The following is a 17886-nucleotide window of genomic DNA, read 5'->3' as shown; positions in this document are numbered from 1 at the left end:
TCAGGGGCGTGGGGCTATCCCTTGATCGGCGTGAACAGGTCCATCCAGTACAGGAGGTTGAGGAGGATGCCGCCGACGATCACCGCGGCCGGTGCCGCGGCCATCCGGACGACCGGCCGGCCCATCGCCTCGTTCAGCAGGTAGAGCCCGCCGACGACGAGGATGCCCAGGCCGCCGCCCATGGCGTTGGCCGCCATCAGCGAACCGAAGAGGATCGCCAGCTGCAGCGTCTCGCTGATCGCGCTGCGCAGGTGCTCCGAGGAGTCGCGGACGCTGGGCAGCCGCCCGAGGAGCTTGCCGATGTAGGACAGGGCCAGCACCTCGGCCGCGAAGACCAGGGCGCCGACGATCGCGGCGAGGAACGGGTTCGGCATCAGGTACCCGATGGGGTACACGAGGGTGAAGCCCGCGATGCCGTACGCGCCGGAGGCCAGCGCGGTGGTCGCGATCAGCGGGATGAAACCGAAGACGCGGTAGAAGTCGACCTGAGCCGCCTCCGAGTACTGCCCCTTCGCGATCAGGAAGCTGGTCGCCTCGCCGCCGCCGAATATGTGCATCTGGGCGAGCACACAGACCCCGGCGCCCAGCACCATGAACAGGGGCAGGTACCGGCGCAGCCGGGCCGCGCTGGCGCTGAAGAGGGAGGCCATCGGGTCGTCACCCTCGATGACGGGTTCGCTCACGCCCGCGGCCCTGTCCGCCTTGCGCTGGGCGAGGTCCTTGGCGACGGCGAGACCGATGAGCATCAGCACACCGACGGCCATCGCCAGCGCGCCGGCGAACATGTTGGGCCACAGCTTCATGGTCATGACGACCAGGGCGAACTCCAGGACCCCTGCGATGCCGCCCCACTTGCGGCCGAACTGCTTGGTGATGGCCAGCACCGGGAACAGCGTGAAGAGGAAGAGGATCGGGGTCGACATCTGCTGCATGGCGGTGATGAAGTCGACCGGCAGGTCATGGGCCACGTTGTTGGCGCCGTTGAGCCCGAAGACGACGACCGCGCCCCAGGCGCCGCCGAGGATCGGCGCGAGCCACTTCTTCGGCGACAGCATGCCGAGGATGTCGGTGGGCAGGAAGAGGAGCCACGGGTTCAGCACACCGGTGGACAGGGCCATCGGGGCGCCGAGCCCGAAGATGAACCCGGCCGAGAGGCCGAACGAGACCGCCGTCGTCGCGCTGCGCGTGGTGCGCCCCTGGATGAAGTCCAGGAGGAACGGGCGTACGCCGTCGTTGAAGACGGCCAGCGCCATGTGGGAGATGTACGCGGTCAGCGCACAGAGGGCTATGACGGTCAGTTGCTGGGCCAGCGAGAAGTCGAGGCTCGTACCGGCTGCGAGTGTCGTACTCACGGGGTCACTCCTTCGTGCCCGGGGTGATTCAGAGTGGGGTGGCTGGGGTCAGCCGCGGGCGGCGATGGCGCGCGCCATGAGGGGAGCGATGGTGTCGATCTGGTCCATCGAGAAGCCGAAGACCTTCTTGCCCTCGTCCAGCAGGGCGGTGATCTGCTCCACGGTGGGGACGTTGCGGCCGAAGGTGTGGCAGACGGCGCTGCCCATCAGGCCGACGAGGACGCCGAGCGAGGCACCGGCGCCCGTGTGACAGGTGCCCAGGTAGTAGTCGGCCTGGGCGACGCGCAGCTTCATCGCGGCGTCCATGTCGCTGGAGGCGGTGACCTCCAGGCCCTCGATGCCGAGCTGCTTGATGGTCTGGGTGACCTCGGTCTTGCCGACGCCGCCGGCGAGGATCTTCGTCATGTCCTGCTTCTTTCCAGAGGGTGGGGACGGGGTGGTTCAGGAGGAGGGGGCGGCGGGTGTCTGCTGCGCCAGCACCGCGAGGTGCATGCCGAGGAAGTTCACCTCGGACTCCGGGAGGGCGGCCCCGAGCTCGTGCCGGGCGCGCTCGGCGACGGCACGGGCGCGGCCGACGGCCTCGGGGTGCCCGGCCAGTTCGGCGGCGACCTGGTCGTCGGTGAGGAACTGCTCGATGGCCTCGCCGTTCAGCAGCCGGGTGAGCGCCATCATCAGGTGGCTGGTGAGCATGCCCGCGGTCGCCTCGGTCACGGTGTTGCCCTCCGCCTCCAGGGCGGCGAGCTCGGCCGTGACGAAGTCGGCCACCTCGGGCTTGATCTGTCCGCCTTCGCGGAAGAGCTGAAGCCGCAGGGCCAGCTGGTCGTCCATGGCGGTCCTCCTAAAATCGACAGTAACCAGGATTTTGTATTTTGGTGAGGCCGAAGGTCCCGTCACGGGCAGGACCTTCGGCCCGATCCGGCCCGGGGCTCAGTACGAGGGCAGGCGTGTGCCCTCCAGTACCTCGCGCTGGAGCGAGGTGATCAGGGGGAGATCCAGGGAGTCCCGGACGGCGGTCAGGGCCTTGGTCCCGTCGGTCCGCCCGATGATCGCCGCGCTCGAGTTGCGCAGCGACAGCTCGCGGGTGACCTCGTCGCCCAGCGGCAGCACGTCGACGCCGAACCCGAGCCGGTCCTGCACCTCGTCCAGGTTCCAGACGGTGGCGTCAACCTCGGCGCGGGCGAAGAGGTCGGGCAGCTGCATGTACGAGGCCTCCAGCAGCTCGACGTCCCGGCGCCCGGCGAAGACCCGGTCGACCAGCATGCGCAGGTCCTCCGACGCGTGGTCGACCGCGACCCGCAGGCCCGGGGTGTCCAGGTCCACGCCGTGGCGCAGGAGCATGCCGTGCGCGCCGACGTAGGTGGCCGGCCCCAGGTCCGCCACCAGTTCCACCGGATGCTCGGCGATCAGCTCGTCGGCGGCGAAGCGGGACAGGACGACGAGGTCGACCTTGCCTTCGAGCAGGGCGGCGGTACGGGCACCGGCGCCCCGCATGAACGTGATCGCGAAGGGTGCGCCCGCCTTCTCGAAGGCGCCGCGCAGTCCGGTGGCCAGGCCCTCGTACCGGCGGGAGTACGGCAGGGGCATCGCGGCCAGCAGCGTCCCGAGCCCGGAGAGCCGCCAGAGTATGGAGCGGTCCGAGTGGGCGAGGAAGGTGCCGAGGTGCCCCCGCGCGGTCGTCCTGATGGCGCCGGACTCCTCCAGCAGCTGCAGGGCCGCCTGGACCGTGCCGTTTCCGCAGCCCAGCTCCTCCGCGTAGTCCCGCACCCGGGGCAGCCGCGTGTCCGGCTCATGGTTGAGCAGCAGGACCGCGAGCTGGCGGGCGGCCAGTCCGTTGCGCGTAAGGAAGCGCTCATCGAAGGCGTTCACAAAGGGAACAGTAAACAGGATTCTGGATATTGACAAGGATCCTCACCGAGGCATCCCGGAGGGCGCACGGGCGCGGGCCAGAACGCCGCCGCCCCGATGCCCGCGGCACCGGGGCGGCAGCCCACGCGTCCCGGCGTCAGCCGCGCGTCAAACGCAGCGTCACCAGCTCGAACGGGCGCAGCGACAACCGCACGCCCTCGCCGTCCCTCTCGGGCACCGGGGCATCGGTCAGCGGCCGCTCCAGCAGGTCGGTCGCCACGACGCCCGCGGCCCGGAAGCCGGTGGCCAGGCTCACCTTCGCGCGGCCGCCCGTCGACTCGTAGAGCCGCACGACGACGTCGCCGCTCCCGTCGTCCGCCAGCTTGACCGCGCTGACCACGACCGCGTCGTTGTCGACACCCACCAGCGGGGCCACCTCGCGCTCACCGGTGACCCGGCGCTCCGGCAGGTTCACGCGGAACCCCTCGCGGACCGCGTCACCGATCGCCGCTCCGGGCACCAGCGCGTGCCGGAAGCGGTGCACGCCCTGGTCGGTCTCCGGGTCGGGGAAGCGCGGCGCGCGCAGCAGCGAGACCCGCACGGTGGTGGTCGTCCCCGCGTCCGCGTCCCGGACGGTGCGCGTGACGTCGTGGCCGTACGTCGAGTCGTTGACGAGCGCGACGCCCCAGCCCGGCTCCTCCAGGTGGACGAAGCGGTGGTTGCACGCCTCGAACTTGGCCGCCTCCCAGCTGGTGTTCGTGTGGGTGGGCCGGTAGAAGTGCCCGAACTGCGTTTCGGAGGCGTACCGCTCGGCGTGCACGTCCAGCGGGAACGCGGCCTTCAGGAACTTCTCCGTCTCGTGCCAGTCGACCTCCGTGTCGATGTCGAGCCGCTTGGCTCCCGGCTCCAGCGTGAGCAGCTGGGTCACCTTCGATGCCCCGAAGCTGCGGACGATCCGCACACCGTCCGTCACCGGGGTCAGTTCGTCGACGTCCGTCAGGTCCGTGACCGTGTTGCGGTAGAACGCGTCGACGTCCCACGCGTCCCACATGTTCGGGAAGTCGGGGTGGATCTGGAGCAGGTTCGCGGCCGCGTCCGGCGCCACGGTCTCGCGGTCCGCGGCGATGTCGTACGCCGAGACGACGAGGCCCCGGCCGTCGATCTCCACCCGGAGCAGGCCGTTGTCGAGCACATGGCCGCCGCCCTCGCGCGGAGTGGACCGGGTGCTCTCGGCCGTCGCGGCGGTGGCCGCCGCTCCGGAGGGGACGCCGCCGCGGGCGTGCGGCGCGGCGTTGAACACGAGGGCGCGTCCGCCCGCCGGGTCACCGGCGAGCGCGCGCTGCGCGGCGTCGATGACGCCGGTCAGCTCCTCGGCGACGGCCGCGTACGTCTTCTCGGCCTCGCGGTGCACCCAGGCGATCGAGGAGCCCGGCAGGATGTCGTGGAACTGGTGCAGCAGCACCGTCTTCCAGATCCGGTCCAGCTGCTCGTACGGGTACGTGAAGCCGGTTCGCACGGCGGCGGTGGCGGCCCAGAGTTCGGCCTCGCGGAGCAGGTGCTCGCTGCGGCGGTTGCCCTGCTTCGTCTTCGCCTGGCTGGTGAGCGTGGCGCGGTGCAGCTCCAGGTAGAGCTCGCCGACCCACACCGGCGCGTTCGGGTACTCGGCCTCGGCCTTCGTGAAGAAGTCCGCGGGCGTCTCCCAGCTGACCGTCGCGGAGCCCTCCAGGCTGCTCAGCCGGGCCGCCTTGGCGATCATCTCGCGGGTGGTGCCGCCGCCCCCGTCGCCCCAGCCGGTGGGTGCGAGGGAGTGCTGGGCCACCCCCTTGTCCTTGAAGTTCGTCGCCGCGTGGGCGATCTCGCTGCCCTTCATCGAGCAGTTGTACGTGTCGACCGGCGGGAAGTGCGTGAAGATCCGGGTGCCGTCGATGCCCTCCCAGTTGAACGTGTGGTGCGGGAACTTGTTGGTCTGGCTCCACGAGATCTTCTGCGTCAGCAGCCACTTGGAGCCCGCGGCCTTGATGATCTGGGGCAGCCCGGCCGCGAATCCGAAGGTGTCGGGCAACCACGCCTCGTCGTTCTCGATGCCGAATTCATCGAGGAAGAACCGCTTGCCGTGCACGAACTGCCGGGCCATCGCCTCGGAGCCCGGCATGTTGGTGTCGGACTCCACCCACATGCCGCCGGACGGCACGAACCGGCCCTCCGCGACGGCGGCCTTGACCTTCGCGTAGACCTCGGGGCGGTGCTCCTTGATCCAGGCGAACTGCTGGGCCTGCGACATCGCGAACACGAAGTCCGGCTCGTCCTCCAGGAGCGCGGTCATGTTCGACGTCGTACGGGCCACCTTGCGGACCGTCTCGCGCAGCGGCCACAGCCAGGCGGAGTCGATGTGCGCGTGGCCGACCGCGCTGATGCGGTGGGCGGAGGGCACGGCGGGCGTCGCGAGGACGTCGGCCAGCTCCGCGCGGGCGGCGGCCGCCGTCCCGCCCACGTCCTGGAGGTCGACCGCGTCCAGCGCCCGGCCGACGGCACGCAGGAGGTCCCAGCGGCGGGCGCCCTCCACGGGCAGCTCCTGCATCAGCTCGCCCAGCACCTCCAGGTCCTGGACCAGGTTCCACACGTCCTCGTCGAAGACGGCGAGGTCCATCCGGGCCAGCGTGTACTGCGGCTCGCTGCCGGCGGTCTCCTTGTCACCCAGCTGCGTGGGCAGGAAGGGGTGGTAGTCGAGGATCACCGGGTTGGACGCCGCCTCGATGTGCAGCAGCACCTCCTCGCCGCCCGCCACCGGGGCGCCCACCCGCACCCACTGGTTGCGCGGGTTGAGGCCCTTCACCGGGGTGCCGTCGGGGCGGTAGACCAGGCCCTCGCACTGGAAGCCCGGCATGTTCTCGTCGAAGCCGAGGTCGAGCAGCGCCTCCACGGTCCGGCCCGCCCACGCCTCCGGCACCGTGCCGGAGACCTTGAACCAGGAGGTGCCCCACGGAGCACCCCACCGGTCGCCGACCGCGATCGGCTCGGTGGGCCCGGCCAGGCCCTCGGCGACGGGGACGGGCTCGCCCGGCGCGTTCCAGACGGCGACGTTCAGCGGGACGGACTCCCGGTATACGGCGGGCCGGATGCGCTCGTCCAGGACGCGCTTGAGGCGGGCTTCGACCAGGCTGCGGTCGTCGTGCATGAGGGGGACTCCGTTGTGAGTGGGTGGGTCGGGTGGGGGGTTACCAGCGGTGCGCGGTGGAGGCGCTGCCGGAGGTCGTGTACAGCTCGCCAACTGCCCTGACCTGGAAACGAGCGGCTTTCTCGCCCGGTTCCCGGCGCAGGCCGGGCACGAAGAACGCGGTGGAGGCGGTGGCGCCCAGGAAGCGCCGGGTGCCGTCGGACAGCACGCGGTGCAGCTCGTAGTGGCGCGGGGTACCGGGGGAGCGGTGCCAGCGCAGCCGGAGGTCCGTGCCGTCGGTGCCCCGGGACGCTCCGGTGACCCGCAGTCCGGTCGGCGCGGCGGGCGTCTCGGCCCGGTCCCGTACGGCCACGGCGCCGAGCCGCCAGCGCACCGGACCGGACGCGGTGAGGCGCACCCCGAGCGCGTGGACCGTACCGGCCCTACCGGAGAGGGAGTTCAGCCGCAGCGTGGAAGTGGTCCATCCGCCGCCGCCCGCCCGGAGTTCGCCCGCCGGTACGTAGGTGTACGCCACCGGCTCGCCCGGCCGGTCCGGCTCGTGCAGGGCGACGGCCAGCTCGACGGTGACCGGGCCCGAGCCCGCGTCGGTGCGGTGGGTCAGCTCCACGACCGTGCGCCGGGACAGCGGCAGCCGGGTGCGGTGGAGGTCGACGGTGACCGGGGCGTCGAACTCCCCGGCGACCAGGAGGCTGCTGCCCCCGCGCCAGGCGTCCTCGAAGTCGAAGCCCACGGACGGGAGCCGGCCCTCGGTGCGGACGACCCAGCGGCGGCCCGGCAGCCGGTCCTGGACCCCGAGGTGGTTCCACTCGGCGTCCGAGGCGACCCGGCCGTTCTCGTACCAGCGCAGGCCGTGGCCGGTGTTGAAGGTGGTGGCGAACGGCAGCCGGTTCACCGTCGAGCGGTCGGCCACCGCCGTCGCGGGCGCGCGCCAGCTGTCCGTACCGTCCGGCCGGGCCGGGTCCAGGGACCGCCCGGTCCAGAACCGCTGGTCGGCGGCGTGGAACTGAGCGGGCGTACGGTCATCCGGAAGATGGCTGCGGGTCCACTCCGGCCGGTAGAAGCCGTAGCCGACCGTGTGCGGCCGGTCGGCCGGAATGATCGCGTCCCAGTCGACGGAGGCGTTCCAGCCGGTCGACTCGACATCGACACCCGCCCAGAGGGCGTACCGGCTGCGTCCGGCGGCCTCGGCGTTCGCCGCGGAGGAGGTGAGCGACGCGGGCGTCCAGCGGAAGTCCACGAACATCGAGTCCGCCTCCCGGAACAGCGCGGTGTTCTCGGAGTTGAGCGCGCCCTGCCAGCCGACCTCGCCCTTCACCGTCATCGCGTCGTACCAGGTGATGCGCAGCCCCGCCGCGTCGCTGCGCGCCCGGAGCTCGGTGACGAAGGCCAGCATCTCGGCGCCGAGCGCGGCGTCCCCGCCCTCGGTCTCGGCGTTGAGGAACCAGCCGTCGAAGCCGTGCGCGACGGCCGCCTCCACCAGCTTGGCGGCCAGCGGGAAGCGCCCGGCCGCGTCGCGCTGCACGAGGTCGCGGGTCCACCGGAGGTCGCCGCCGTGGTGCACGGGCGGCAGGAACACGGTCCCGAGGACGGGCACGCCGTGGCGATGGGCCGCGTCCACGACCGGGGCGTTCGGCGCGAGGATCAGGCCCTCGCCCGCCGAGCCGCCCCAGAAGACCAGCTCATCTATGTACGCCCAGTGGTTCAACGCGTAGTAGTCGGCGGTGGCCGAGCCCTGTGACGGGTTGCCCGCGGTGTTCCCGAACGCCACCAGCGAGGTGATCCGCGCCTGGTCGGTCCGGGCCGTGGCGTTGGCCGGGACCGGGGTGAAGCGCTCGGCGAGCGGTACGGACGCGGTGTTGAACGGCAGGTCCGGGTCGGTCTCCGGGCGCCAGGCCTTCAGGCTCCGCCAGGTGATGCCGTCGCCGGGCGTGCCGGCGGGCAGCGAGTCGGGGAACCAGTACGAGGCGCAGGGCTGCGCCGCGGCAGGTGCGGCGGCGTGGGCGGTCGTGGCCGGGCCGGGAGTGAGCAGAGCGGCGGCGGTTCCGGCTCCGGCGAGGACCACGGTGCGGCGGCTGGGTGCGGACGGGCGTCGCGGGGACTGGGTCATGGTGTGCTCCGTATCGTGCGGGTTCGATTCCGGTGCGGTGCGGGGTGACGCGAGGTCAGCTGACCTCTTCGGGCGTGACGACCTTCGTGATGCCACGGGCGGCCAGGTGGTCCTGGTCGGCGGCCCTGCTCGCGAGGACGGTGGTGGGGCGGACGCCCTCGGCGGTGAGCCGGGCGAACGCCTCGAAGACCGCGCCGCCGGGGGCGCAGACGGAGCGGCGGGGCGCGGTCTCGTCGTCCCCGGTGTCCACGACGAGCGCCGTGGTCCGGGGCGCGGGGCGGTGGGCGCGGCCGCGCTGCTCCTGGACAATGCGGGCGATGGTCCGGCCGGCCGGCTTGACCCGGCGGTCGTTGGTCAGCAGCCCGAGGCTGTACTCCAGCTCCGGGAAGTCGGCCAGCGAGCGCGACACGTCGTGGGAGCACCACCAGGTGACGCCCCACACGTCCTCGCAGTCCAGGGCGTTGGCCACGGTCGCCTCGGTGAACGCGGCGGCGTGCTCGGCGGGGATCAGCGGGGCAGGAGCGCCGACCTCCTGGAGCCAGACCGGCCGGTGCGGGTCGAGCGCCCACGCCTTGGAGAGTTCGATGAGGTAGGCGGCGTGGTGCTCGGTGGCGGTGCCGGTACGGCCGTGGCGCTGGGCGGTGCCGTTGAAGACCCAGGAGTGCACGGCGGTGACGGCGCCCCTGCGTGCGGCCTGCGCCGGGGTGAAGGCGTGGTCGTCCTGGTACCAGGCGGCGTCGTACTCCGCGTGCAGGTGGAGCTTGCCCGGCGCCCCCTCCTCGCAGGCCGCCAGCATCCGGGTCAGCCAGGCGTCCGCCTGCGCGGGCGTGATGCGGTCGGGGTCGGGGTGCGGGTCGCCGGAGAACTGGTTGATCTCGTTGCCCAGGGTCATCCCGATGAAATGCGGCCGGTCGGCGAGGGCGGCGGCCAGGGTGCGCAGGTACTCGGCCTGCCCGGCGAGGACGTCCGGGTCGGTGAAGAGGTTGCGCCGGTGCCACGTACCGGTCCAGGCGGGCAGGAAGTCGAAGCTCGACAGGTGGCCCTGGAGCCCGTCCACGTTGACGTCGAGGCCGCGTTCGGCGGCGGCGTCGGCGAGCTGCACGAGCTGCTCGACGGCGCGCGGGCGGATCAGGGCGCGGTTGGGCTGGAAGAGCGGCCAGAGCGGGAAGACCCGGATGTGGTCGAGGCCGAGGCCGGCGATCGAGTCCAGGTCGGCGCGTACGGCGTCGAGGTCGAAGTCCAGCCAGTGGTGGAACCAGCCCTGGCTGGGCGTGTAGTTGGCGCCGAAACGCACGGGGGAGGTGCTCATACGGAACAGGAGTCCTGGTTCTAGTGGTGCGAGGGGGCGGTCCGGCTCAGCCCTTGACGGCGCCTTCGCCGACGCCCCGGAAGAAGAAGCGCTGCAGCCCCGCGAAGAGGATGATGAGCGGCAGCACGGCGATGATCGTGCCCGCCGCGACGAGCCGTTCGTCGTTGGCGAAGGTGCCGTGCAGGTAGTTCAGACCGATGGTCAGGGTGAAGTTCTCCGGGTCGCTGAGGACGATCAGCGGCCACAGGAAGTCGTCCCACGAGCCCATGAAGGCGAAGATCGCGACGACGGCGAGGGTGCCCTTGACGGAGGGCAGCGCGATCCGCAGGAAGCGCTGCCAGACGTTGGCACCGTCCACGAACGCCGCCTCCTCGATCTCCACGGGGAGGTTCAGGAACGCGTTCCGCATCAGGAGGACGTTCATCGCGCCGACCGACCCCGGCAGCAGCACACCGATCAGGGTGTTGTTCAGCCCCAGGTCACGCATGGTGGTGAACTGGGCGATGATGATGCCCTCCACGGGTACGAGCATGGCGAGGATGAACGCCAGCGTCGCGGCCCTGCGCCCCCGGTAGCGGAGCCTCGCCAGGGCGTACCCCGCGAGCGCCGAGCCGACGCAGTTGGTGACCACGTTGGCGGAGGCGACCTTGAGCGAGTTCAGCGCGTAGTCCCAGACAGGGATCGTGTCGGCGACCCGGCTGTAGTTGTCCAGGGTCGGATCGCTCGGGAAGAACTTCGGCGGGGAGCTGAAGATGTCCTCGTTCGGGCCCTTCAGCGAGGTGGACAGCTGCCACAGGAACGGCCCGACGGTCAGGGCCAGGACCGCCAGCAGCAGCACGTACCGCAGCACGAGCTGCCAGACGGGGACCCGCCGGCCCTCGGCGTCGGTGGTCTTCAGGAAGCTCACGCGTCCTCCTTGCGGTCGGCGCGGAGCACCAGCAGCATCAGGCCGACGGTGACGACGAAGATGACGACCGAGATGGCGGAGGCGTAACCGACCCGCCCGCTCAGCCCGGTGCCGACCCGCTGGACGAGCATCACCAGGGTGGTGTCCTCGCCCGCGGGGCCGCCGGAGGGGCCGGCCATCAGGTAGACCTCGGAGAACACCTTGAAGGCGGAGACCGAGGAGAGGGCCGCGACCAGCACCATCGTGGACCGGATGGCGGGCACGGTGACCGTGAAGAAGCGGCGTACGACACCGGCACCGTCCACGGACGCGGCCTCGTGCAGCTCCCTCGGTACGTTCGCGAGGGCGGCCAGGTAGATGATCATGTAGTAGCCGAGGCCCTTCCAGACCGTGACCGTCATCGCGCTGCCCAGCAGCAGCCACTGGTCGCTGAGGAAGCCGACCTTGCCGATGCCGACGGCTTCCAGGACCGCGTTGATCAGCCCGCGGTCGTCCAGCATCCACACCCAGATCAGGCCGACGACCACGATGGACGCGACGACCGGGGTGTAGAACGCCGACCGGAAGAAGGTGATGCCGGGGATGTGCCGCTGGACGAGCATCGCCAGCAGCAGCGGCAGGATGACGAGCGCGGGGACCACGCCGACGACGTACAGCACGCTGTTGCGCAGGCCGGTCCAGAACATCTCGTCGTGCAGCAGCTCCCGGAAGTTCGCCAGGCCGACGAACGAGCCGGGGACCAGCGTCCGCCGGTCGGTGAAGGAGTTCACCAGCGTGCTGAAGAACGGGTAGAGGCTGAAGGCGCCGACCACGATCAGACCGGGCGCCGCGAACAGCCAGGGGCTGAGGGGCAGATGGCGGCGGATCCGGCTGGTGGGCCGGCCCGCCGCGGCGGTGGGGGAGGGGGATTTCACGGGAGGGCTCAGCTCTGCTGCAACAGCCGGTCACACGCCTTGACAGCGTTGTCAAGGGCTTCCTTGGGGCTCTGCTTCCCTTGCAGCGCCTTGGCGATCTGGTTGCGCAGCTCGGTCTTCATCTGCTCGCTGAACAGCACCGGGGTGTAGTTGACGGCCGTCTTCAGGGACTTCGCGGCGGCGACGCGGACGCGGGTCTCGTCCGTCCCGTCCTCCTTGGTGAAGTACGGGTCGTCGAGCGAGCCGGCGGTGCTCGGGAAGATGGCGACCTGCTTGGCGAACTCCATCTGCCGGGTCGCGTCGGTCACGTAGTGGGCGAAGGCCACGGCGGCGGGCTTGCGCTTGGACTGCGCGTTCACCATGACGCCCATGACGTACATGTTGGCCTTGCCGGTACTGCTGACCTGGTCGGTGATCCCGATGCTCTTGTAGAGGCTCGGGGCCTGCTTCTTGAAGTTGGCCAGGTCCAGCGCGCTGCCCGGATTCATCGCCACGGACTCGGTGAGGAACTTGTGGCCCGAGGACTCCGGCGTCGCGGTCAGCGCCTGCGGGTCGAGCGCCTTGGCGTCGTACAACTCCTTGTAGTGCGTGAGCAGTTCGACGCCCTTCGCGTCGTTGAAGGCGAAGCCCGTGCCCTCCTTGTTCATCAGCTGCCCGCCGTACCGGCCGAAGTCCTCGATGGTGGGGACGTTGGCGAGGGTGGCGACCTTGCCGTGACTCTTCTCCGCCAGCTTCAGACCGTCCGCGAAGACCTCGTCGTACGTGGTCGGCGGCTTCTGCGGGTCGAGTCCGGCGTCCTTGAACAGCCGCTTGTTGTAGAACATCGGCCCGGTGTTGAGGTACCAGGGGAAGGCGTACGTGCCCTCCGTGCCGGGTATCTGGTGGCTCTTCCAGGCGCCGTCCAGGTACTCCTTGCGGTACTTCGGCGCGGCCTTGTCGAGGTCGAGGGCGAGACCGGCCTTGGCCAGCGGAGCCACCAGGTCCGGCGAGACGTTGACGACGTCGGGCAGGGTGCCGCCGGCCGCGTCCGCGCTGATCTTGTCCGCGTAGCCCTCGCCGGGGCGGTCGACCCACTTGACTTCGGTGCCCGGGTACTTCTTCTCGAAGTCCGCGATCACGCCGTTGAAGTAGTCCTTGAAGTTCGCCTGGAGGTTCCAGGTCTGGAAGGTGATCTTCCCTTCGACCTTGCCCGAGGCGTCGGACGAGTCCGAGCCGGATCCCCCGCCGCAGGCGCTCAGCGGCAGGACGGTGGCGAGGACGGCGGCAGCGGCGACTGCTCTGCGGGAGATGTGCACGGTGAACGGCTCCTTTGCTCGGACCAGGCGCGCGGACGGTGGTCCCGGGGTCCCTGACCCGGCGGGCCGCGTTCGCCCGACAGACCCTGCAATGCGCCTGTGCTCAAAGTCAATACATTCACCGGAAAATAATCTCCCGTTGTCACGTCTGTGCAGGTCAAGGACTTGTGACGAGCTATTGACGGCTGCTTACTAATGCGCTTTAGCTAGGTGCAGCTCAAGCGCATTAGTCGGTTGGGCGTCCTCTCTCGACCAAACGGCCGGGGAACCTCTACGATGCCCGGGGGTGAGCGGGCCCGACGGCCCGTCAGTACCCCCGGGCGAGGCAGGAAGTGAGGCACGGGTGGCTCCGAAGCGGCCGACCATGAAGGACATCGCCCAGCGGGCCGGTGTCTCGGAGAGCGCCGTCTCCTTCGCGCTCAACGACCGTCCGGGTGTCTCCGAGGTCACCCGCGCCCGGGTGCGGCGCGTCGCCGAACAGCTGGGCTGGCGCCCGAGCGCCGCCGCCCGCGCCCTGTCCGGCGAGGGATCGGCCACCGTCGGCCTGGTCGTGGCGCGCCCGGCGGCCAATCTCGGGGTGGACTCGTTCTTCCTCCAGCTGATCTCCGGCATCCAGGAGGTGCTGTCCGAGCGTCATCTGGGTCTGCTCTTCCAGGTGATGGACGACGTGGCGGACGAGTGCGGGGTCTACCGGCGCTGGTGGGCCGAACACCGGGTCGACGGCGTGCTCGTCGTGGATCCGCGTACGGATGACCCCCGCGTCTCCCTCCTCGATGAACTGGGCCTCCCCGGCGTCATCATCGGTGCCCTCCCCGGCACCGACACCGGCCCTCACCCCGGCCTCTCCCAGGTCCGCGCCGACGACGCGGGCGCGATGGCGGCGATCGTGGGCCGTCTGTACGAGCTCGGGCACCGGCGCATCGTGCACATCGCCGGTCTCCCCTCGCTCGCGCACACCGACCGCCGCATCCGCTCGCTCCGCCTGGAGGCGGACCGGCGCGGCCTGGCCGGGGTGCACTCGGTGACCACGGACTACTCCGACACCGAGGGCGCGGCCGCCACCCGCCGGGTCCTGGAGCGGACCGACCCGCCGACCGCGCTGATCTACGACAACGACGTGATGGCGGCGGCCGGGGTGGCCGTGGCGACCGGGCTGGGGGTCCGGGTCCCGGGCGATGTGTCGGTGGTGTCCTGGGAGGACTCCGCGCTGTGCCGGCTGACCGCACCCTGGCTGACCGCGCTCTCGCGCGACCCGGTCGCCTTCGGCCGGCTCGCGGCACGGGAGCTCACCACCCTGCTCGACGGGGGTCCGCCGCGCACCGTGCGGGTGGCCCTGCCCGACCTCATCGAACGCGGCAGCACGGCGAAGGCGCCCGAGATCGTCGGGACGCCCTGAGCCCGGCGCCTTCCGCCGGAGTCGCGACGAGGGGCCGGGGCCACCGACCGTACGGCCGCGTGCGGCGAGGCACGCGACCCGAACTCGGGTGTCACCGTCGTGGTGCCAGGAGCGCGGCCGCTCCCGGCCCGTCGAGCTCCTCCCGTACGACCTGCCGACCGGAGACGGCCAGCAGCAAGGAAAGGGCGGGCCCTCTGACCTCCGGACCGTTCCCTGCGGACAGCTCGGCGTCCGTCGCCGTGAGCCGGACACGGGCCGTCAGTTCCTTGGCCCCGCGGAAGGACGCGGGGGTGCGGAGCTGCAGGCGCAGTGACCGGGCGACGGCCACCGGCGGGTAGGGGTGGGCGAGCCCCAACGGCCTGCGGATGTCCTCACCGTGCACGACCTGCTCGACGAGCCGGCTGTCCAAGGGCGCCGGAGGCGTCGACGTCCGCGACGCCACCCGACGAAGCCGCTGCAACGTCTCCTGCGGGGAGGCGCCTCGCTCCCGCTCCACACCGCGTGCGTTCTGACGGTCGAAGTCGAACCGCTCCCTGGCAAGGCCGACCACGAAACCCGAGCCGTGTCGTCCGAGCGGTGTCGACCAGATGGGCAGCCACGTCATGCACGGTCCATCCCGCACACAGCGAAGGAAGCTCCCACTGCGCGTCATCGAGTCGCGCGAGGTCATCGATCAGCGCCGCAGGCTCCGCATGCACCATCGGCCAGACATCGCTACTCATGGGGTCTCCTCCACCCAGAACTGCCCTGTCCGCCCTGTAGGACCCCTGGCCCGGTGAAAACTCATCGCTCAGCGCGTGCGACCGGGCGCGGTCGGCAGACCCGGGCCCTGCGCGGTCGGTGTCCTCGGTGTGGGTCCGGCTACGGCAGCGGGGTGCTGTGAGCGATAACACCCCTCCATTGTGCGGGTTGTGGGGGCGCAGACTGCGGGGTGATCCAGGCGGGAAATGGCCCGGGTGGCCTTGACTGGGTCACGTCAAGTCTCCATAGTGATGCCCGCCCGTACGACAGGTCGCGCATCCCGCCCATGTCCAGTCGGTCAACTACCCCAACCGCTTCATACGTCACTACGCCTACACCGGCTACCTCGCGGGGGACGGGGTCGGCGGCAACACGTGGGACAGTGACGCCCTGTGGAGTGAGGACACCTCCTGGCTGACCGCCCAGCCCTGGTCCTGACCTCGTTCCGGTGGCACACGCCGCGCAGGCGGGTGTGTGCCACCGGTTCAGGAGCGGGCCCCCAGCACTTCGGCGAGGAAGCGGGCCTCGTTGCGCCCGAGTCGGGTCGCGATCACGACCTCGCTGCCCGTGATGCGGCCGATGACGGCGACCTTGGCGAGCAGCCGGCCCTCGCCCTGGACGATCGCCAGGGAGTTCGTGGGCTCGGTCCGCCCCGTCACCCTGCCGGTCAGAGTGGTGAACGCCTTGGCGTCCTTGTCCTCGAACGTCACCCGTACCGACCATCCGCCCGGAGCGCCTTCCTCCGTGTCCTCGAACGCCGAGACCTCCCTGAACCTGTTGACCGTCATACCGGGAGCGGTGGAGACGACCACGCACTGCTGCCGGTCGTCCGAGGTGAAGCCACGCCCCGAGGGCACTCCGGGCTGCGATGTCCCGAAGGGGGTGGCTTCGGACGTCCCGCTGCCGGGGCACGCCCCCTGCTGCTCGCGCTCCACTTCGAGGAAGCGCACGGGCCGGTCCGGGGCTCCGGCGCCACCCTTGGCGTCCCCGTCGCCGGACCCGTTCCAGGGGCTCAGCACCAACAGCGTCCCGGTCAACGCGCCGACCGCGACCAGCCCGCCGACGGCCGGCCGCACCCGTCGGCCCCGACCGGACGCGGCGGTGGGCGGCGGTCCGGGGAGACGTACGGTCCGGCCGGCCCCGGCCACGGCCTGCGTGGGCTCGTCCGGTCCGGCGGCGCCGACCTGGCGCAGCGCCGCACGCAGGGCATCGGTGCGCTCGGCACGGTGCCGCTCGATGGCCTCGGTCCACCGGGCTTCCAGTACACCCCCGTCGCTGCGGGCCGAAGGCTCCTCACCGAAGTGACCGGCACAGTGAGCGACCAGCTGGGCAGGGGTGGGCCGCGCTCGCGGATCCAGATCGAGACAGGGCAGAACGAGGGCGTCCAGAGCAGGCGGGAGGCCGGAGACGTCGGTCTCGCCGGTGGCCGCGCGCATCAGCAGCTCCAGGGCCGAGATCTCCTCGATGTCCCGGTACGGCGGCCTCCCCACCGCCAGGTAGTACAGCGTCGCCCCCAGGGAGAACACATCGGACGCCTCCGTGGTCGGCTCCCCCCGGGCCTGTTCCGGAGAGGCGTACGCCACGGTGCCGAGTGCCGACTGGGTCCGCGTCAGGTCGTGTGCCTGAGAGATGCCGAAGTCGATCACGCGCGGCCCCTCCACGGGCAGCAGTACGTTCGACGGCTTGATGTCCCGGTGCACCAGCCCTGCCGAGTGCAGGGACGCCAGCGCCTCCGCCATACCCGCGGCCACCCAGTGCAGCGCGTCCGTTCCCAACGTGCCGCAGTCCTCCACCAGCTCCTTCAACGAAGGCGCCGGCACGTACTCCTGAGCCATCCACGGGACCTCCGCCGTGGGATCGGCGTCGACGACGCTCGCCGTGTAGATCCCGCGTACCCGCTGCGCACATGCGACCTCCCGGGCGAACCGGCGCCGGTCGTCCGCGTTGTTCGTGATCAGCGTCTTCAGCGCGACCGTACGCCCCGCCGGTGACCGCGCCAGGTACACCCGCCCCATACCGCCGCTCGCCAGTTCGGCCAGCACGGTGAACCGTCCGACCCGTCGGCCCGGACGTACCGCTTCCGCCTCACCCCACCGCATGCCCCGTCCCCACCTGTCTCCCCGTCGCGGGGAAGCCGTAGCCCAAACGGTCGCACCGCACGCGACTCGACCGCTCTGCATCGTCACGTACGAACGCGAACGGTGCATGCGTTTCGCCGAGTTGGCTCACGATGCGGTGGGCGGCCCGTCGCGGCGTGCCCCGGCCGGGGAGCGGTGTAAGGTACCCCACCGGGGTATTTTGACCCGTACAGGCGCAAACGGGAACGAGGATGCGGGCATGAGCGGCGGAGCGGCAGGCGGGCGGGGCTTGCGCCGGCTGGTTGCCGTGTGCGCGCTGCTGCTCGGCCTCTTCCTGATGCACGGCGCTCCGGCCACCGCTGCCGAGGGCTGCCACGGTGCGGTGCCCTCCGTAGCCGCTCATACGCCGGACGGTCATACCGCGTCGGCGATGGACCCGGCGGAGACGCGGGCCACCTCGCAGACGCAGGCCACCGCGCACAGTGCCCCGGCCTTCCGGGCCGCGCCCAGTGCGGGGATGGGCGGCGAACGGTGCTTGTCCACCCCGGCCCAGGAGCGCAACCCGCTGCCGGCCCCGGCCCTTCTCGCCGCTGCAGCCGCCTTGTCGGCCGAGTGGTCGTCGGCTGCCCGGCAGGCGGCCATCGGCCGGCTGCGGCGGCGCGGTCCGCCGACCGGCGGGCGAGATCTGCTGACGCTGGTGTGTATCGCGCGGACGTGACAGGTGCCGCCGGTCCGGGCCCCCAGCCGTGACCGGCACCGTGTCCTGC

The 17886-nt window shown here is 71.2% G+C and carries 14 protein-coding genes and 2 pseudogenes; 3 read left to right on the top strand and 13 right to left on the bottom strand.

Annotated elements, in window-relative coordinates; genetic code table 11:
• Nucleotides 1-14: 14 nt before the first annotated feature.
• The 10 genes from OHS17_RS00620 to OHS17_RS00575 all read right to left on the bottom strand — a co-directional run bounded on the left by OHS17_RS00620 (nucleotide 15) and on the right by OHS17_RS00575 (nucleotide 12904).
• Entirely contained in the window at nucleotides 15-1352 is a 1338-nt protein-coding gene (locus OHS17_RS00620; protein ID WP_164631144.1) for a YhfT family protein, read from the bottom strand.
• 48 nt (nucleotides 1353-1400) lie between these two features.
• The gene (locus OHS17_RS00615) at nucleotides 1401-1757 is read right to left on the bottom strand and encodes a DUF2620 domain-containing protein (protein ID WP_330310537.1); all 357 of its coding nucleotides are present in this window, start codon (nucleotides 1755-1757) and stop codon (nucleotides 1401-1403) included.
• A 36-nt stretch (nucleotides 1758-1793) separates the two neighbouring features.
• Nucleotides 1794-2180, bottom strand: coding sequence for a transcriptional antiterminator (locus OHS17_RS00610; RefSeq protein ID WP_330310536.1), 387 nt, complete (start codon nucleotides 2178-2180; stop codon nucleotides 1794-1796).
• Between the two features lie 99 nt (nucleotides 2181-2279).
• On the bottom strand, nucleotides 2280-3218 hold the full coding sequence (gene yhfZ / locus OHS17_RS00605) for a GntR family transcriptional regulator YhfZ (RefSeq protein WP_330310535.1): 939 nt from the start codon (nucleotides 3216-3218) through the stop codon (nucleotides 2280-2282).
• A 136-nt stretch (nucleotides 3219-3354) separates the two neighbouring features.
• A complete protein-coding gene (locus OHS17_RS00600) occupies nucleotides 3355-6372 on the bottom strand; it encodes an alpha-mannosidase (protein WP_330310534.1) in 3018 nt (1005 codons plus the stop codon).
• A gap of 40 nt (nucleotides 6373-6412) precedes the next feature.
• On the bottom strand, nucleotides 6413-8479 hold the full coding sequence (locus tag OHS17_RS00595; protein WP_330310533.1) for an endo-beta-N-acetylglucosaminidase: 2067 nt from the start codon (nucleotides 8477-8479) through the stop codon (nucleotides 6413-6415).
• A gap of 55 nt (nucleotides 8480-8534) precedes the next feature.
• Nucleotides 8535-9788, bottom strand: coding sequence for a glycoside hydrolase 5 family protein (locus OHS17_RS00590; RefSeq protein ID WP_330310532.1), 1254 nt, complete (start codon nucleotides 9786-9788; stop codon nucleotides 8535-8537).
• 46 nt (nucleotides 9789-9834) lie between these two features.
• On the bottom strand, nucleotides 9835-10695 hold the full coding sequence (locus tag OHS17_RS00585) for a carbohydrate ABC transporter permease (protein WP_161208016.1): 861 nt from the start codon (nucleotides 10693-10695) through the stop codon (nucleotides 9835-9837).
• Nucleotides 10692-11609 (bottom strand): carbohydrate ABC transporter permease, encoded by a 918-nt coding sequence (locus OHS17_RS00580; protein ID WP_330310531.1) that lies wholly within the window; start codon nucleotides 11607-11609, stop codon nucleotides 10692-10694. The genes OHS17_RS00585 and OHS17_RS00580 overlap by 4 nt, the downstream gene beginning before the upstream one ends.
• Before the next feature lie 8 nt (nucleotides 11610-11617).
• On the bottom strand, nucleotides 11618-12904 hold the full coding sequence (locus OHS17_RS00575; RefSeq protein ID WP_330310530.1) for an ABC transporter substrate-binding protein: 1287 nt from the start codon (nucleotides 12902-12904) through the stop codon (nucleotides 11618-11620).
• A gap of 364 nt (nucleotides 12905-13268) precedes the next feature.
• Between OHS17_RS00575 and OHS17_RS00570 the strand changes: the two genes are divergently transcribed.
• Nucleotides 13269-14300, top strand: coding sequence for a LacI family DNA-binding transcriptional regulator (locus tag OHS17_RS00570; protein ID WP_330310529.1), 1032 nt, complete (start codon nucleotides 13269-13271; stop codon nucleotides 14298-14300).
• Nucleotides 14301-14391: 91 nt separating this feature from the next.
• On the opposite strand, the gene OHS17_RS33815 is transcribed toward OHS17_RS00570, so the two are convergent.
• Both OHS17_RS33815 and OHS17_RS33810 read right to left on the bottom strand, forming a co-directional pair.
• Nucleotides 14392-14796 carry a maleylpyruvate isomerase family mycothiol-dependent enzyme gene (locus OHS17_RS33815; RefSeq protein ID WP_443066114.1) on the bottom strand — a complete coding sequence of 135 codons (405 nt, stop codon included), beginning with the start codon at nucleotides 14794-14796 and terminating at the stop codon, nucleotides 14392-14394.
• Nucleotides 14780-15001, bottom strand: a pseudogene (locus tag OHS17_RS33810) (maleylpyruvate isomerase family mycothiol-dependent enzyme); the annotation flags it as partial. The pseudogene OHS17_RS33810 and the gene OHS17_RS33815, both read right to left, overlap by 17 nt.
• Before the next feature lie 337 nt (nucleotides 15002-15338).
• Here OHS17_RS33810 and OHS17_RS00560 point away from each other — a divergent pair.
• A pseudogene (locus OHS17_RS00560) lies at nucleotides 15339-15479 on the top strand (AbfB domain-containing protein); the annotation flags it as partial.
• A 47-nt stretch (nucleotides 15480-15526) separates the two neighbouring features.
• On the opposite strand, the gene OHS17_RS00555 reads toward OHS17_RS00560, so the two are convergent.
• Nucleotides 15527-17140 carry a serine/threonine-protein kinase gene (locus OHS17_RS00555; protein WP_330310528.1) on the bottom strand — a complete coding sequence of 538 codons (1614 nt, stop codon included), beginning with the start codon at nucleotides 17138-17140 and terminating at the stop codon, nucleotides 15527-15529.
• A 268-nt stretch (nucleotides 17141-17408) separates the two neighbouring features.
• On the opposite strand from OHS17_RS00555, the gene OHS17_RS00550 reads away from it, so the two are divergent.
• Nucleotides 17409-17837, top strand: coding sequence for a hypothetical protein (locus OHS17_RS00550; RefSeq protein ID WP_330310527.1), 429 nt, complete (start codon nucleotides 17409-17411; stop codon nucleotides 17835-17837).
• Nucleotides 17838-17886 lie beyond the last annotated feature (49 nt).

This window comes from Streptomyces sp. NBC_00523 (genome assembly GCF_036346615.1).
Lineage (GTDB): Bacteria > Actinomycetota > Actinomycetes > Streptomycetales > Streptomycetaceae > Streptomyces.
This window is presented reverse-complemented; position numbering and strand designations above follow the sequence as displayed.

Excerpts from the sequence above, each read along its gene's own strand:
- OHS17_RS00600 (WP_330310534.1), bottom strand. The coding sequence starts at position 6,372 with ATGCACGACGACCGCAGCCTGGTCGAAGCCCGCCTCAAGCGCGTCCTG.
- OHS17_RS00590 (WP_330310532.1), bottom strand. The coding sequence starts at position 9,788 with ATGAGCACCTCCCCCGTGCGTTTCGGCGCCAACTACACGCCCAGCCAG.
- OHS17_RS00610 (WP_330310536.1), bottom strand. The coding sequence starts at position 2,180 with ATGGACGACCAGCTGGCCCTGCGGCTTCAGCTCTTCCGCGAAGGCGGA.
- OHS17_RS00615 (WP_330310537.1), bottom strand. The coding sequence starts at position 1,757 with ATGACGAAGATCCTCGCCGGCGGCGTCGGCAAGACCGAGGTCACCCAG.
- OHS17_RS00570 (WP_330310529.1), top strand. The coding sequence starts at position 13,269 with ATGAAGGACATCGCCCAGCGGGCCGGTGTCTCGGAGAGCGCCGTCTCC.
- OHS17_RS00555 (WP_330310528.1), bottom strand. The coding sequence starts at position 17,140 with ATGCGGTGGGGTGAGGCGGAAGCGGTACGTCCGGGCCGACGGGTCGGA.
- OHS17_RS00595 (WP_330310533.1), bottom strand. The coding sequence starts at position 8,479 with ATGACCCAGTCCCCGCGACGCCCGTCCGCACCCAGCCGCCGCACCGTG.